The organism is Shewanella sp., from assembly GCF_013214165.1.
In the GTDB taxonomy this organism is placed as follows: Bacteria; Pseudomonadota; Gammaproteobacteria; order Enterobacterales; family Shewanellaceae; genus Shewanella.
In genome coordinates, this window is sequence record NZ_JABSSM010000033.1 from 11,046 (window position 1) to 27,063 (window position 16,018).

Consider the following 16,018-nt stretch of genomic DNA (forward strand, 5'->3'; position numbering starts at 1 on the left):
ATCGAGTTATGGTCTTAAACCGATCGGTATTATCTTGATGCCAATTTCGTATCATTCAAGCTTTAATAACTGCAAGAAAAAACCACCCTGGATAAGGGTGGTTTTACGATTAAAATCAATCGGTATAAATGACGGCAGTGATTAATTTAAAAACTCACCACGGCCTCATTTGAACATGCAGTTTCAGATAGGCAGACCTTAAAGGTATAGCTGCTGCCGACGTCACCATAGAACCTGTCGGTAAAATGCGTGTTCCTGGATGTTCCTACCTGAGTACCGTCACGATAAACCGTGTAAAATCGAGCAAGGTCGCCACTCCAGTCCAGCGTCACACGGACTGTGCCACGACGCGATATCTTGGCTCGTGTCACGCTCAAGTCGATGGCGACATCAGACACATCAACCTCATGTGTCTGAGTCACTGTCGTTGAGGCACCATCATCGTCGGTGACGGTTAGGCTAACATCATAACTAGCCGACTCAGCATAACTGTGAGTCACGTACTCTCCATTGGCCGATGCGCCATCGCCAAAACTCCAACTCCAATCCGAGATTTCACCATCACTATCGGTACTGGTACTGGTAAATGCCCCATTACCCATAGCAAAACTTGCCTCAAATGTGGCAACTGGCGCCTCATTAGGCAAGTCGCCGCCTTGGTAACTGCCCGTCAGGCTCACGCCATCAAATGCTTCCCATGCATGCAACATAACCCAATATGTGCCCTCTTGGGGTGAATCGATTGAACATGTCTCCTCATTTCCCGACTCATAAGGACGACAATCATAGTTATCCGCTGATGGTACCTCACCGAACTTCACAAAGAGATCCGCATCTCCTGTGCCGCCTGTGATGGCGAAACTCAAATCTGTGGCCTGAGCACCGACGTCCAGGGTGTAATAGGATTTATTTCCTGTGGTTCCTGCCACCTGTACCGAGGTGCCATTGGTTAATATTTCAGCCGTTGGCTCTGGCTCAGGGCCCGGCTCAACACATGCCTCGACGCCCACGGCCGTAAACGCAGCCAGTACGTCTTCTTGACTATAACCAAGATCGGCAGCCGCGCTCTTGACACCACATGCCCCATCCCAAAACTGGCTATTGGCGGTCCAATAAACCTGATTGGCGACCAACATCACCTCAAATGCGCGGCGCGTGTCCCAGCCTGATGTATTGGCTAAGGTATAGAAGGCTTTATTAAATACACCTGAGCTATGGTGAACATCGATACCCGCATAATAATCGGCCGCATTACCGATTGAGCTACCGTCTTGAGTCGGGTCGGCCATATATCTTAATGCCCCCTCTCCCTTGAAGATGCCGGCCCCTACTAGCCAGTCATTACTGCCGAGCATATAAAACTCGGCCGCTTCACCGGCCATATCAGAGAAGGCTTCATTCATGCCTCCCGAACGATTAGCATACACCAGACCTGAATTTTGCTCGGTGAATCCATGACTGACCTCGTGAGCCGAGACATCCAAACTCACCATAGGATAGAAGTAGTCTTTGCCGTCACCGAAGGTCATCGCCGAGCCATCCCAGAAGGCATTCTCATATTCGGTGCCGTAATGCACTCGCATGGTTAATTTAAAACTCAATGGCGCAGTGTTATACCAGTCGCTATACATGTTATAGATGACGTTACCGAAATAGTGAGCATCATTGAGGGGAGAATAAGCACCGTTGATCTGTTTCACTGTATTGCGAGGGCAAAGATAGCTAAATGCCGTGTGGCCGCTACTGCCGTGATTCAGGTTAACCGTAGTCACGTTAGCCGAATTCATGGTGCAATCATCACCGGATTCGATCACATCCAGGAAACCATAATCGGTCCCATACTCATATTGGCCGGTCTTCTCGTTACCGCCTGGGCCTGTCCCTATCTGTGCATGATTAAGCCCTTCCCAACGCTCTATGACCAGGCCAGTTTGTGCATCTACAATGGTAAATGGGCGGCTGGGACTCGTGCCATAAACCACATAGGAGGTGATATATACCAGTCTAGGCTCACCCGAGGCAGTAGGATAAATCCAGATGTCAGATTTAGGGTTGTTAACATCTGATTTTATGCTCTTTTTCGACACCGACCGCATCGATATTTCAAGTGCGTGCTCCGCGGTTATTTTCGCTTTAACAAAACCTTTAGGCTTAGCTATATTTGCCAGAACCGAACCTTGTAGCTGAGAATAAAAACCCATATTAGATTTAGAGGCGCTGACGGAATAGCCGAATACAGGTACACCATAAAAATATTGCTGCAGACGTTGTTTAGTACCTGACTTGCCCAGGGATATCTCTTTAGACACTCTAAATTCGCTGCCTCTCTCGGCAGTAATAACATTCTGAATGTTATTACTGGACGTCATATTTATCAGGTGAGACACGTCAACTTTATTAGCTGCAAATGCAGAGCTCGTCAAAGACGCCGACACTGCGAGAAAGACTAAAGACATTTTATTGTTTTGCATTATTTCTTGACCCATTGACTAATTAAAAATTAGGACCCCTGTATAGACAGCAACCCAATTCATTTTCAACCCGATGATATTCATGTGAGTCAGCACTGAATTAATAATACCCTGGTTAATACCCAGGGTTTTAAATATTCACGCAGTAAGGCGGCACATGAAATCAACAAATCGTTATCCGTCATGCTATAGAGCTAAAAATGCGCACGCAATCGGAAGAAAGAACTATCTTTTAGTAAATTTAAATAATTAATTAAATCATTATTTAAGAATGGACGCTAATTATTACGCGTAATTGAATTTTCCACCGACTATAAAAAATGGGCTGTTCGTTGTTAAAATACTAGCTTAATTATAGGCGGGAAATTTTTTAGAACATTACGCCTGGGCCACATGAGTCACGGTCAGTTCAACATTTTAAAATCCGAGTTATTCCATGTCATCTGCACCGAATTTTATATCTGTAAGCTCTACACTTTGGCCACACTCATGGAATAGACAGAAATTAGGTTCTCGCTGAACTTGATGTTGTCATGTCTAACTTCTAATCTCAATTCGATACATTAAGAATCAATCAGGCATCTATTGAGAGTTTCAGATAAATATTTATTGAGTTTTCACTTATTCCAATTGTTTAAAAAATTAGCCTGTAAGGACATTAAAACACACGAACAAACCCATAATGACTTCCAAAATATTGTAAAACCATACAGTCAAAAAACTAAAACCAGAAATTAGTTTAGTATTACCATGAGTACAATATATAGGCACTCGTTATAATGATATAAACTTTCAAACTTAGAGAAACAATAGATGTGAGAAGGAAATACCAGCAGTCGCTAGCCATTAAGCATCTGCATCGCCAATGGCTTGTCTTATGTGTTGTCTCGTCTGATGGCTTCCCTGCGAATAACCCAGGACTTCGGCTAGCGCTTCCATATTTATATCCAGCTAAATCCTCGCTATGTACTTTTGCCTTCAGCACTACACATTAGCTGAGATAATAAACTCAATCACTTAATTATCCGACCTTAGGTTGCTCCGTCCTGGGTTGCCATTCCCACCACTGCATCTGCTCGTCCCCTTGCTTGCCTGATTGCTTATCCGCTAACGGCTTAGTAGCCTCTCCCTCATTTGGTTCTTGCTTATAGGAGCGGCTCTGATAAATATCCCAGGTGATCAGATAATTTGGATCGGTCACAGTGACGCCCTCGACACTGGTGTGAAACTTTCCCTTGGGGGCGGTAAACCAAGGTGACAGATCTGTAGGGATAAGGAACAGCTTGCTTGCCAGCCCCGAGCTCTCCTTTTCGAACAGGGCTATGCCTATACCTTTTTCTGCATCACAGGAGATCACCTTGCCCGCCAACAGAGATTGCTTAAGCATCTCCCCTTCGGCGGTAAAGTAGGTCAGTCCAATCAAGCAGGTCTTCTCTATGGTCGTTTCCAATGTCAGCATACTCACCTCGTGTCTACTGGTTGTTCTTATCATGGTTATAGTTATAGTTATAGTTATTGTTCTGGCTCTTGTTATCTTGCCTTATCAATTGGGCAATAAGCATTTATCCATAAGCTAGGTTAATGGGCCTGCGGCGCCACCCCACAGGCCGGATTGTCCGCCAAACCTATGTCTCTGGCATGTTGCTCGAACCCCTTGTTCTTCCAGAAGAAAGCACCTGGCATGGTGGTCGGGATCACCAGATTATAAAACAAGGCGCGGCCTATGACGGCACTGATACAATTAATCAGGGCGATAACAGACCAGGCAACGAATGCCCACACGCTAATAGCTACAGACTCTGAGGCTAGCCCTTGGGTATTGAGTAAGCCAAGTTCACCTAGGGCCAGTAATGTCAGGCCGGCAAAGATATTCAAGGCCAACATCAGGTTACGTAGCTTATAGGTCTTGCCAAAGGTGGTGCACTGAATATAGTGCGCCGCACCGCCCTCATTCTCACTGGCATTGAGATCCCGGTTGTGACCTATCAGACCTATGGCTTCGAGCCCCACACCGACTAACCAGACGCCTCCCAGTAGCTGTAAGGCGGGTAAGAGCGGCTGGGACAACACGGCGAGTGTGCTCAATATCATCACGCCGCTCACCATGGTTCCCAAGGACACGCTGTTGCCCACAAAACTGGTCACCGTCTGCCAATGATTCCAGAACGGACGCGCCTTGATCTGATAACACTGGTTCATGTAATACAAACCCGCGGCGCCGGAAATTGCCGCAAAAATGCCCGCCCCCAGAGTTAGGTTAACCAAGGGCAAGGCGCTAGTAAGTCCGGAGAGTTCGATGCCGAAGCCCGCTACCAGCAGCTCACTAAACCAGGTATTGGTGGCTAGCAGGCACACGGCCATCAGGCCGAGTCCGGCGCTGAACAGGGCCAGGCCTAATCCTTCACGGCTCATGGGTGAATATCGCAGGTTGTTGAAGCCACGATAGAATCGAAAAGGTTTACCCAGATGAGTCACACTCATAAACAGGCCAAAAGAGGTCATAAACAGCGATGTAACCACCAGCACTAACATCATGTCTGAGGCCATAAATAGCTCGAATATCTCGATCCCGGCCAAAGCCGCAAGGAAGGGAACCATGAAGGTACCCAGGGCAGCCTGAGCAAATAGGGTGAACAGCACCAGAGGATTCTCCCGGCTGTTGAGCCTGGCCAGGTTCCAGTGTTGCTGCTTGCCCACTTTTTGGTCCCCCTTCTTATCAAGAATAGGCTTATATTGACCATCACTTCCCTTATGATATTTTATTGGCATGGAGTCGGGTCGTGTCATCTCCTGGGGCATCGACTTGGTCTGCTGGAAACGTATGTTGGGCCGCGTAATTTCCGGTGACGGGAAGCCGGGAATGCTGGTCTTACATTGCTCACGATTCTGAGGAGTATTCTCAATCACACCGAAATCCAGGGCATTACCCACACAGGCTGACACGCACGCAGGCTTGAGGCCCACTTCCAACCTATCGACGCACATGTTGCACTTGGACACGGTGCCCTTGATCGGATCCAACTGAGGCGCATTGTAGGGACAGACCCAGGTGCAGTAGCCACAGCCAAAACAGGTCTCAGGGTCCTGCAACACGGCCCCATACTCGGCATGCTTGGTATAAGCCCGGGTCGGACAGCCCTTGAGACAGACTGGATCGTCACAGTGATTACAGGCCATGGAGATGTTCATCCGCTTATAATCCGGATATGAGCCCCCTTCCACATAGCCGACCGAACGAAACGCCAGATGGGCTGGGGTGTCATTCTTCTCGGCGCAGGCCGACTCACAGGCATGACAACCGATACAATTGTCTGCGGTAAAGAAGAAACCATGCTGCTTGTTACGATCCGGATTGGTGCCGACGGCAGGGTTGTCGTTGATAAACATCGAACGGCCCACCGGATTGTCGGTCAACTCCACCAAATCGATACGCTTGCCGTAGCGGTTCTCTATCTCGCTGTCGGTCTTGGGCAGATAGGCGTAGGCCTGCTCCTCGGTGCGCACTTGCCAATGATTTGAGCGCCCCAGCTGCTCTTCGCCTTTCTTAGGCAAAGCGTTCGCTGGTGCCACCTTTACGCTTGCGCGGGGCTCAGGGGTAAATAGCCCTACTCCCGCCTTATCATTGCCCCTGGCCAATGTGCTGCTTGCAGTTATCTGTGATGTCATTATCTCGTCTCCAGCCTTAAATCTCAGGCGTTAAATTCGCAAAATTATCCGTCACCCTAGAACGCACGACGCTCGACGTTGATCCGCGCAGCTTCATCTTGATCGATCGGCTCTATTCGCGTGCTGCATTGCTTAAATGCCGGCTGACGTGAATAGGGATCGAGTAAGCCTAAGGTGAGACGGTTGACACAGTCGTGGTAATGAAACGGGATAAACACCATGTTACGGGGCACCCTGTGGGTCAGCTGCACCATCACCACGGCATCGCCGCGACGACTCGTGAGGCGCACATAGCTCTGGTGCTGGACCCCAAGCGCTCTAGCCGCATCTGGGTTCATCTCCATGTATGGCGTTGGGCTGAACTTGTTGCAGTTGCCTATCTTGCCCGTGCGGGTGCGAGTATGAAAATGCTCCACCACCCTGCCGCTGTTGAGCCAGAAGGGATACTCGTCACAGGGCTGCTCGTTGTTGTTATAAAAATTAATGGGCAGCAGATTTGCCTTACCACTGGGTGTCGGAAACAGGCCATCGCTGTAGAGCCGGGCTGCGCCTTTGAGACCTGCATCATTTTCTCTAAATGGCCACTGAATGCCTCTGGCCGCCTCGATTTTCTGATAGCTCATGCCTGAAATATCTAAGTGACGCGCACCGCCATGGGACAACGTGCCCTTAGACAGGGACTTCATCTCCTCGAACGCCCCTTCCGGCGTCTCGGGAAAATGGATCAGTTGGCCATTATCGAAACGCTTGGCCAGCTGATTGAAGATCCAAAAATCTGGCTTCGAATTCTTAAAGGGCGGTAACACATTACAGATCAGGTTGACCCTACGCTCAGTGTTAGTGTGGGTGCCCTCTTTTTCGGCCCAGACCGATGCCGGCAGGTACACATGAGAATACTGATTAGTCTCAACGTCCCTATAGACGTCTTGGATAACCAGAAAGTCCAGCTTCTCCAGCGCCTTGCGGATCCGCGCCGTGTTGGGCATTGAGGTCATGGGATTGGTTGCCACGATCCACAGGCCTCTTATCTCCCCGGTCTCGATGGCGGGAAAGATATCGGTCTCGGCCAGGCCGCGCTGCTTAGGAAAGAACTCAGGATCTATGCCCCAAAAATCGGCTATCTCGTTTCTGTCGGCTTCATTTTCAAGGTAACGGTATCCAGGTAATCCCGAGCAAGATGACCACTCCCGGGTGCCCATGGCATTACACTGACCGGTTATCGATAAGCTGGTGCCACCTGGCTTACCGATATTGCCGGTTATCATATTAAGGTTATTGATGTTGGCGACGCCATCCGAGCCGTGAGTAGATTGGTTAATTCCCATGGTCCAGATGCTCATGGCGGCTGGGGCCTTAGCATAGATCCTCGCCACATTGCGTATGGTATCTTCGTCTATGCCGCAGATGTGTTGTGCCTGCTTAGGATCATAGTCCTGCACCAGCGCCTTGACGGCGTCGAAGCCCTGGGTGTGTGCGTCGATATAGGCCTGATCTTGCAGCCCTTCATTGATGATCACGTGCAGCATGGCGTTGATCAGCACACAATCTGTGCCTGGGGTGATCGGCAGGTGAATATCGGCAAATTGCGCCAGCATGGTCACTCTTGGATCCACCACGATCAGGGGGAAGTGGCGCTTCTCTAGCGCCTCTTTCAGACGCCAGTAGATGATGGGATGCTGTTCGGGAAGGTTGGAGCCAAAAGCCATCAGGCAGTGGGTATGCTCGAAATCATCGTAACAGCCCGGTGGACCGTCGGCGCCGAAGGAGCGCTTATAGCCGCTGACCGCAGACGCCATACACAAGGTGGTGTTACCGTCGTAGTTGTTGGTGCCTATTACGCCGCGGGCAAGCTTGCCTAAGGTATAGAACTCTTCGGTTAACAACTGACCGGAAGAGACGATGGCAAAAGAATCACGGCCATACTTGGCTTGAATGTCTTTGATCTTAGTGGCCGTGGTATCTAAGGCGTGATCCCAGGAGGTAGGCTCAAAGTCTTCGAAATGCTTGTCTCTGATGAGAGGCTCAGTTCCCCTGCCTGGACTCTCGAACAACTCGTGCTCTAAGATCCCCTTGATACAGAGTTTACCCCGATTCACATCGGCGCCAGCGTGGCCTCGGGTGGTAACAATCTTGTTCTGCTCGTTTAAGCCAATTTCGATAGAGCAGCCCGTAGAGCAGTAATTACAGGTGGTGTACTTCCACTGTGCAACTTTTTTGCTGGGTATCACGATAGGCTTTCTTTTTTTACGACCAAACAGCATAAAATTCGCCCCACATTGAATAGATTCTATTTTGTTTTTGCTTTATCTCAGCAATATTCATCACAATGCAGTCCTCATGCCAAAATATTAAATAAGTGAAATCAATAAGATATCAAGCAGCCAGTGTAGATAAATGTACATTCTCGGTGCTTTCGCTTTAAAGTGGTGCACTTCAGGTTTTAAAAAAACTTAAAATATTTAACCCCTTTTCATCTTCCAGTCGTTTATAAGGGGAACGAGCACAGCAACATCTTTTTATTTTTGGAGATTTTATGAATTCATCGCCACTTAACGCCGCTAAGAAAGCATTGACCATCACATTTTCAGCAGGCAGCATCTTAGCCGTGTCACTATTATCTTTTAATGCATCGGCCAGCATCCCGGCTCACCCCACGGATCTTAACCAGAGTGGTCACAACCAAAATATCATCACCTCCCAAGCCTTCTCTGCAGCGGATCACCAAGTTCAAGACGCAACCAGGATGTTTCCCGCACCAGAAACAGGCATGGTGCAACACATACTCACTCTGCCTAAGCTAGATGATGAGTCGAACTACATGGTCGAAATACAGATAGGCCAAACTAAGATGGTGGACTGTAATGGCGGCAGCCTAATGGGTGACTTGCAACAACATTCGGTTCAAGGGTGGGGATATAACTATTATCAAGTTGATTCGATCACTCAGGGGCCAACGACTATGATGGCGTGTTTCAAGCCAGCCGAAAAAGAGGCTTTTGTGCCCATCAGAGCTGAGCTTAAAATCAAGTATGACAGTCGTCTGGATAAGGTGTTTTATCTACCCCAAGGTAGCGAACTAAGATATCGAGTCTGGACAGTTGAGAGCCAGTTCAGCACCTCAAAACTAATGAGTGAGTAATTATCCGCAAGGACCCACGACACGCATTTGACTCAACAAGGAATCGATAACGCTTGAGCAGACTTAACATCAGCCTCTACACGATTCTGGCCCTGACAGCGTTCGCGGCTAACTCAGTCCTGTGTCGTCTGGCATTAGGCGATAACACCATAGATGCGGCGAGCTTTACTTCGGTGCGGCTGCTGTCTGGGATTCTAGTATTAATCATCATCTTAGCCTTCACACGCTCAGGCTTAGCATATCGCTTTAGCCGGGCTGAAGGTAAGGGTGTAAACCAAGATGGACCAGATAACCTGCAAGGGACATCTGCGGCCGACGCTGTGAGTCAATCGAAGGCAAGAGGCAGTTGGCGAGCCGCTATATTGTTATTTATCTACGCGATAACCTTTTCCTTCGCCTATGTATCATTGGCCACCGGCATGGGCGCCCTCATCTTGTTTGCCTCGGTGCAACTCACCATGGTGATAGCCAGCCTGATCGGCGGTAAAAAGCTCCACTATACCGAGTGGAGCGGACTGGTAATGGCTTTTTGCGGATTCATCTATCTGGTGATGCCGACACTCGCGACACCTTCACTGTCAGGTTTTATCCTGATGACAATATCTGGTATTGCCTGGGCAGGTTACACCCTGATGGGGCGAGGCTCTACCAGCGCACTTCGAGATACCAGCTATAATTTTCTGCGTACCTTACCGTTCGTTATCCTCTTAATCCTGTTCACATTTCAAGATGCTCAACTATCAAATACCGGTCTGGCATTAGCCATAGTGTCCGGCGGGCTCGCCTCGGGGATCGGCTACACCATCTGGTATATCGCACTGACTGGTCTGAGCGCGATACAGGCGGCAGTGGTTCAACTGGTGGTGCCTGTTATCGCGGCTGTCGGCGGCATCATTTTTGCCGGTGAATCCATGTCCATGCGCCTGATACTCGCATCAATGATGATCTTAGGCGGGATCTTATTCCTGATAGTAGGAAAATATGTTATTGACAGCCGCGGTTAGCGCCATACTCCAGATAGCGAAAGCCATTAAGCATCAGCCTCAAGCGGGCGGCTGAACCCAGACCAAGCTTCCTCAGGCTCAACATACAGATTTCCTCGGCCTCTAATTTCTCAGCCCCAGCCCCTGCCTTCCCATCACAGTGCAACAAATGTAAATGTTAGATTTATCTATGATAGCGCCCTTTACAAATCCCTTCCCACGAGCATAATGATATTGATTCTTATTTGCGTTTATGAATTATGGATATTGAAGGAGCGGGTATGGATACATGGAAACAGCTGATTTGTGAGGCAAACCAAGCTTTTCAGGCGGGTAATTGGCAAGATGCCGAACATCAATATTTGGTCGCCGTGTCGAGGATTAATCACCTCTATGCCGAATATGCCAACGATGAACAGGTCATGATGGCCTGGTTAGCCAGTTACCATAACCTGTCAGAGCTCTACGGCAGACAGGGAAAATCCGCCGCTCAACTCAGTAATATCATGATCCCTTATCACCAATTAAGAAATCGACTCATCACTCAAGCAGATAACAAGCCCATCTATGCCGCCATCCTGCATGGATTGAAGCTTAGCTGCAAAGAGTTATACCTATTCCAAAAGAGCCAATTACAGGGCGCTAAATGTGTCGATATGAATGCTTTGACTCAGGTCATCCACTAGTAATAACCCTGTCTCAAGCTAGACATCAGATACCCACTTAATCGTTAAGGTCAAGACCCATGAAGCAAAGATTTTCAGCTACACTCACATTTATAACCACCCTGCTTATCGCCCCAACGGCCTTGGCACATCCGGGACATGATCATGCACATTGGTCATCGTCTATGGTCCACCTGCTGTGGATATTACCCGCCGTGGCAGCCCTGGGACTCGCCATCACTCTGTACCGTCGAAAGAAAGTCGCGACTCAATCAAAAAGCAAATAAGAGGCCAACATGTTTTATAATTTATTAAATAAACTCGACAGTAAAGCGCCTTTTAAGCGAGCCTCTGCCCACTGTGATATCCCGTGCAAGATTTACGACCCTATCACGGCTCAGCTGGCAGTATTGACCATGATCCGCATGGTCGACTTACTCGAAGAACTCAATGCTAAGTCGTCTCTCACGCCCAATGAACAGGCCCAGTTCGGCCGCTTAGTGGCCGAAAAGGAAGTCCATGGCCACAAGGTAAAAGAGGAGATCACTATTATCTGGGGCGACTACATCAAGCAGCCTCAGTTGGACCAATTCCCAGAGCTCCATGAGCTGAGTCACGCCATCATGCTGGCGGCATCGAAAGCCAAGCAGCATATCGATCGTGATGTCACTCTGCTTCTGCTGGACAAGGTCAATCGCTTCGCCGGAATATTCTGGGAGACCAAGGGGGTTAAGACTTATCAGGCCACCTGCCCTTATCCGCCAGCCGAAATCTTGATTTACCCGCAACTAAAATAGCTAAATAACTCTTATAGGAGTGCTCATGTTTGGGATCAATCTCTACCGAATTGCCGGAGTCAGTATGCAGCCACGTATTCCAGCCGGCAGTTTCGTTCTGTGCATGAGCGCCTTTTATCAGACTCGTTTAACCTTAGGTTCAATATACCTGTTCGATCATCCCAGACTCGGTGAGCTGATCAAGACCCTGATTAAGATAGACAGTGCGGGTAACCTCTGGTTCAAAGGCGAGAACGAGGCCAGTATATCCAGCCAAGAGATGGGCCCCATAAGGAGTGGCAGAGTCATAGGCAAGGTCACACTGATCATACCGGCCTGAGATGCTCACTGACTGCCTCACGATTAATCTGCTGATATTTGTCATTCAAAGATACTGACAACTAATCACGTTTATCTCGAATCATCAATTGTAACCTAAGATGCTATTTGTTAGCGTTAAGCCATGACAGCATTTCATATCAGCAGAATACACACATCGAGAGGCATTTTCAGACTGAGCGGCTACAGGACTCAGACACTGGAAATATCAGCTATCGAATTTATGGGCACAGATGGCTGGGTGGCATTAAACTTAAGCAATGAAAACACCCGCCGATTAATAATCAGTCTGGAGCAGGAAATTTTAACCCATTTGCGTTCGCAACATACCGTCTGACATTGACTAGAATAAAAGAGTCACAGTATAGGACTGACAAAGAAAGCTAACAGCTCTGCGCAAAATCCCCTCCCAACGAGAAAGTGTGTCCATTCCAGGCATGTTCTGGGCCCAGGACATTATCGCGATGACAAGCACAGACATGGCTAGCTCCCGTCCCAAATCCATTTAAACTCGCCTATTGCAGCTTTATAGGCCATAAATACTCCATAAAAACCAAATTAGCGCTGCTTGCCCCTCGCTAGCAATTAACACTCATCGAACTGTTTGGCCATTCTCTGTATCTGGGCTAACGGCACGCCATGGTTATTGCGCTGGGCGCACACGAGCTGATGAGCAGAGTCTTGAGGTTCACCAATTAACACGATGCGAACCTGGTAGCCTAAGGCCTTCGCCGCAGCTTCATAAGCCATAAATTCCCAATACGCTATATTAGTGTTATCACAAATCACTACAGGCTGAGATACCGATAGCGCATGAATAAAGCCGGTTAAGTTGCCTTGATGAAACTCGGCCAATCGTTTAACATCGAACCTGTACTCATCCCCCTGATAGAACAGACTATCCGTCGAAAAATACCCCTTACGCCGAATGTTCATGGCGACGTCGAGTGTTTGACCGGCAATAAACTCATCGACCCAACGAGACTTACCGCTGCCAGGCAGACCGCGCATGATTATCGCTAACTTTTCGACTCTGGATGCCTGTTTAGGCTGCGGCGGTGTCACATTTCCCAGCATAACCTTACAAGCCCTCATCATTGATAATCGCGCCGGATAAGATGCGCTCAACCATCTTAGGCAAGACTTCACTGGCCTTACCCTGCAGATGATATTGAAATTGACTATGACGATCCGCTTCGACCAGGTTAACTTCGACGGTTTGAGCGCCATGGTGATTGGCAGTATCGACAAAACCTGCGGCCGGATAAACGGTGCCCGAGGTTCCTATGGCGATAAACAGATCACACGTATCTAAAGCATGTTGAATTCGGTCTAAGCCTATGGGCATCTCACCGAACCAAACTATATGGGGCCTCAGTCTCTGAGCCGGAATACAGCAAGTACAAGTATGCTCTGGTCCAAATGGTTCTTTGAGTAAAAATGTCTGACGAGAACGCGGACAACGTCCTTTCGCTAGCTCGCCGTGCATATGTAATAATCGGTGCGATCCGGCTCGCTCGTGTAGATCATCGATATTTTGAGTGACGACCAATAGCTCTCCATCAAACTCTTTCTCGAGGCGCGCTAAGGCAGTATGGCCTGCATTGGGCTCAACATCTCCGCTATGCAGCTGGCTCCAACGAGTATTGTAGAATCGATCCACAAGCTCGGGATCTCGCGCATAACCTTCCGGCGTCGCAACATCTTCAATTTTATGTTCTTCCCATAGGCCATCTTGATCTCTGAACGTTCTTAGGCCTGATTCTGCTGAAATTCCAGCGCCAGTTAAAATCACTATCTGCCGATACATTTGCATTCCTTCCATACTGTTTTTATTCTTATTAATTAAAACCTGACAAGCCTGACTCAAATATCTAACACAGGATATTATGCATTAGTATAAATGCAATAATAACAATACAAAATGTAAGCTTAAATCTCATGCTTTATCTCTGATTAATAGCGATTTATTGTATTTGCCTTGATAAAGGTGAGATAAAGACCCTCAGAGGTTTAAGTTTTGAATTTTACCTCTATAATAGATATTAATATCCACTATTGAACCGATAGTTAAACTGATGGTTCTGCAATCAAGAGATTAGTAATGACAGATGGAAATCAGGCGCTAAAAAAAGCGGGTTTGAAAGTTACCTTACCACGAGTCAAGATTCTAGAACTGATGCAAGGACCCGAAAATCAACACATCAGTGCTGAAGATCTGTATAAAAGATTACTCGCGTTAGGTGAAGAGATCGGTCTTGCCACCGTGTACCGCGTACTCAACCAATTCGATGATGCAGGTATCGTTACCCGTCATCACTTCGAGAGCGGCAAGGCAGTATTCGAATTGGCGACCAAGCTTCATCACGATCACCTAGTTTGCTTATCATGCAACAAGGTCATCGAGTTTTCAGATGATATGATCGAGGCTCGCCAACTTGAGATCGCCATGAAGCACAACATCAAGCTCACTAACCACAGCCTATACCTCTACGGTGTCTGTACCAATGATGAGTGTGAGCACAACGACGCTTAATACTCATTAAGTGACGTCCTAAAAGAACCAGCCCTCGAGCTGGTTTTTTTGTGCCTGTGGTAATTTAAACCATTGTGGATAAAAACATGCTCTCGTTTCGGTGTCCATACTCACTAAATATGTGAAGCCATAACCAATGGCTCCCTCCCCCCCTAGCTCGCAAGTAGAAAATATTCAGAACCTTCGATATTCCAGAGGTCACTCAGGCATTCCCACGTCCTTGTGGATCAGATGGGAATGACATTATGATGCCGGGAACATATAAGCCCCTGCACGGCACCGCTGCGGGCTATAAATTACAATGAAAGTATGACTTTAAAAAATCTCCCAATACCAAGTCAGCCAAAAGCTAAACCAGAAAATGTGATCAGCCTTCATTCGAAGGCTAGCCAAAGCCGCTGGTTCCACGCCCACAAGCTTTGCGAGAATGACAAGCATTAAATTGTTATCGGCAATGTGTAGATATTAAAGGTGCTTGTGAAACACATTCACCTTGTGTCCCATGAAGCTGTCTCTATTTTGTTGTTCCATTCCGAGTTTTTTAACCAGATTTTCTGAGCCTTTATTACCCAATAAAATGAGTGCAATCGCCTCATGGACGCCAAAGTCTGGAAACGACTCCAGTGCCGCTTTTCCCGCTTCAGAGCCGTAGCCTTGGCCCCAATATTGAGGCAGATAACGGTAACCCAGTTCAACTTGCTTAAATTGGTTAATATACTTAGGCCCGCAATATCCAATCACTTTTTTATCGGCTTTATGCTCTACCGCCCAGCGGCCATAGCCGAACTCTTGATAGTTAGCGACAATGACATCGGAGAAAATCTGCTCGGCTTGATCCACCGAGGTCATGGGCTCACCAGGAATGTAGGTCAAGATCTCCGGTATGCTGTTAAGCAAGAATAGCGCCTGGACATCCTTAGCTTCAAGTTGTCGTAAAATCAATCTATCCGTTTCAGCAATGATCATATAATCCCTTAAACTTGAGGCTAATGGTTGAACCCAGTATAGCGAACCACAATTTAATGCAGTCAATCTAAATGAGTCGCCAATTTATATACCTGTTGGTTTTTAATCAATATAATCCCGCAATAAAGCGTGTATTTTCTTGGTGCGGCACGATTAACAAGCAAGTAATATGACCATAATGCAATTGATATACTGGCTGATTAAGCGCAAACGCAATCCAAGCCCTGAACCTTGGCGTCAAACAAGCCGGTTGCTTTCATAACACGGGAGAAGGCGCCAGCCCCTACCACCTTAAACACAGCGGCGACATTGTGTGGCAGATAGGCTCAGGACTATTCGGTTGTCGTGATGATGCCTGGCAGAACGGGTGGGATAGCAGCCGTGCCGAGCAATTCTATGCCGAAGATGTGTTCTTCCTTAAGCCCCCCGAGTTGACACAACGGGCCTAAGCATCAAGAAGCAAAAATTAATATCTCA

The 16,018-nt window shown here is 47.8% G+C and carries 14 protein-coding genes and 1 pseudogene; 8 read left to right on the forward strand and 7 right to left on the reverse strand.

Translation table 11 applies throughout. The features are described from left to right. Positions 1-146 precede the first annotated feature (146 nt). The 4 genes from HRU42_RS11405 to HRU42_RS11420 form a co-directional block, all read right to left on the reverse strand. Positions 147-2,471: a M4 family metallopeptidase gene (locus tag HRU42_RS11405; RefSeq protein WP_295031228.1), complete on the reverse strand. Its 2,325-nt coding sequence runs from the start codon at positions 2,469-2,471 to the stop codon at positions 147-149. A 1,021-nt stretch (positions 2,472-3,492) separates the two neighbouring features. After that, on the reverse strand, positions 3,493-3,930 hold the full coding sequence (locus HRU42_RS11410) for a hypothetical protein (RefSeq protein ID WP_295031230.1): 438 nt from the start codon (positions 3,928-3,930) through the stop codon (positions 3,493-3,495). 119 nt (positions 3,931-4,049) lie between these two features. Beyond that, positions 4,050-6,137, reverse strand: a complete 2,088-nt coding sequence (locus HRU42_RS11415) for a DmsC/YnfH family molybdoenzyme membrane anchor subunit (RefSeq protein ID WP_295031232.1) — start codon at positions 6,135-6,137, stop codon at positions 4,050-4,052. 56 nt (positions 6,138-6,193) lie between these two features. Then, the gene (locus HRU42_RS11420) at positions 6,194-8,398 is read right to left on the reverse strand and encodes a molybdopterin oxidoreductase family protein (protein WP_295031233.1); all 2,205 of its coding nucleotides are present in this window, start codon (positions 8,396-8,398) and stop codon (positions 6,194-6,196) included. 272 nt (positions 8,399-8,670) lie between these two features. Here HRU42_RS11420 and eco point away from each other — a divergent pair, with 272 nt between their 5' ends. The 6 genes from eco (at position 8,671) to HRU42_RS11450 (ending at position 12,040) form a co-directional block, all read left to right on the forward strand. Beyond that, complete coding sequence (gene eco / locus HRU42_RS11425; protein WP_295031235.1) at positions 8,671-9,276, forward strand: serine protease inhibitor ecotin; 606 nt, start codon at positions 8,671-8,673, stop codon at positions 9,274-9,276. A 53-nt stretch (positions 9,277-9,329) separates the two neighbouring features. After that, positions 9,330-10,280, forward strand: a complete 951-nt coding sequence (locus tag HRU42_RS11430; RefSeq protein ID WP_295031236.1) for a DMT family transporter — start codon at positions 9,330-9,332, stop codon at positions 10,278-10,280. A gap of 260 nt (positions 10,281-10,540) precedes the next feature. Then, positions 10,541-10,945, forward strand: coding sequence for a hypothetical protein (locus HRU42_RS11435; protein WP_295031238.1), 405 nt, complete (start codon positions 10,541-10,543; stop codon positions 10,943-10,945). A gap of 59 nt (positions 10,946-11,004) precedes the next feature. Next, positions 11,005-11,211 (forward strand): hypothetical protein, encoded by a 207-nt coding sequence (locus HRU42_RS11440; RefSeq protein ID WP_295031240.1) that lies wholly within the window; start codon positions 11,005-11,007, stop codon positions 11,209-11,211. Positions 11,212-11,220: 9 nt separating this feature from the next. Beyond that, the gene (sodN, locus tag HRU42_RS11445; RefSeq protein ID WP_295031241.1) at positions 11,221-11,721 is read left to right on the forward strand and encodes a superoxide dismutase, Ni; all 501 of its coding nucleotides are present in this window, start codon (positions 11,221-11,223) and stop codon (positions 11,719-11,721) included. Between the two features lie 25 nt (positions 11,722-11,746). Next, on the forward strand, positions 11,747-12,040 hold the full coding sequence (locus tag HRU42_RS11450; protein WP_295031244.1) for a S24 family peptidase: 294 nt from the start codon (positions 11,747-11,749) through the stop codon (positions 12,038-12,040). A gap of 584 nt (positions 12,041-12,624) precedes the next feature. On the opposite strand, the gene HRU42_RS11455 is transcribed toward HRU42_RS11450, so the two are convergent. Further along, a complete protein-coding gene (locus HRU42_RS11455) occupies positions 12,625-13,116 on the reverse strand; it encodes an AAA family ATPase (RefSeq protein WP_295031245.1) in 492 nt (163 codons plus the stop codon). 4 nt (positions 13,117-13,120) lie between these two features. Next, positions 13,121-13,849, reverse strand: a complete 729-nt coding sequence (gene cobB / locus HRU42_RS11460; protein ID WP_295031246.1) for a Sir2 family NAD+-dependent deacetylase — start codon at positions 13,847-13,849, stop codon at positions 13,121-13,123. Between the two features lie 294 nt (positions 13,850-14,143). On the opposite strand from cobB, the gene fur reads away from it, so the two are divergent. Continuing rightward, positions 14,144-14,575 (forward strand): ferric iron uptake transcriptional regulator, encoded by a 432-nt coding sequence (gene fur / locus HRU42_RS11465; protein WP_295031248.1) that lies wholly within the window; start codon positions 14,144-14,146, stop codon positions 14,573-14,575. A gap of 465 nt (positions 14,576-15,040) precedes the next feature. Here the strand turns inward: fur and HRU42_RS11470 are convergent, their stop codons facing one another. Continuing rightward, positions 15,041-15,541 (reverse strand): GNAT family N-acetyltransferase, encoded by a 501-nt coding sequence (locus tag HRU42_RS11470; RefSeq protein ID WP_295031249.1) that lies wholly within the window; start codon positions 15,539-15,541, stop codon positions 15,041-15,043. A 200-nt stretch (positions 15,542-15,741) separates the two neighbouring features. Here HRU42_RS11470 and HRU42_RS11475 point away from each other — a divergent pair. Further along, a pseudogene (locus HRU42_RS11475) lies at positions 15,742-15,894 on the forward strand (glutamate synthase-related protein); the annotation flags it as partial. Positions 15,895-16,018 lie beyond the last annotated feature (124 nt).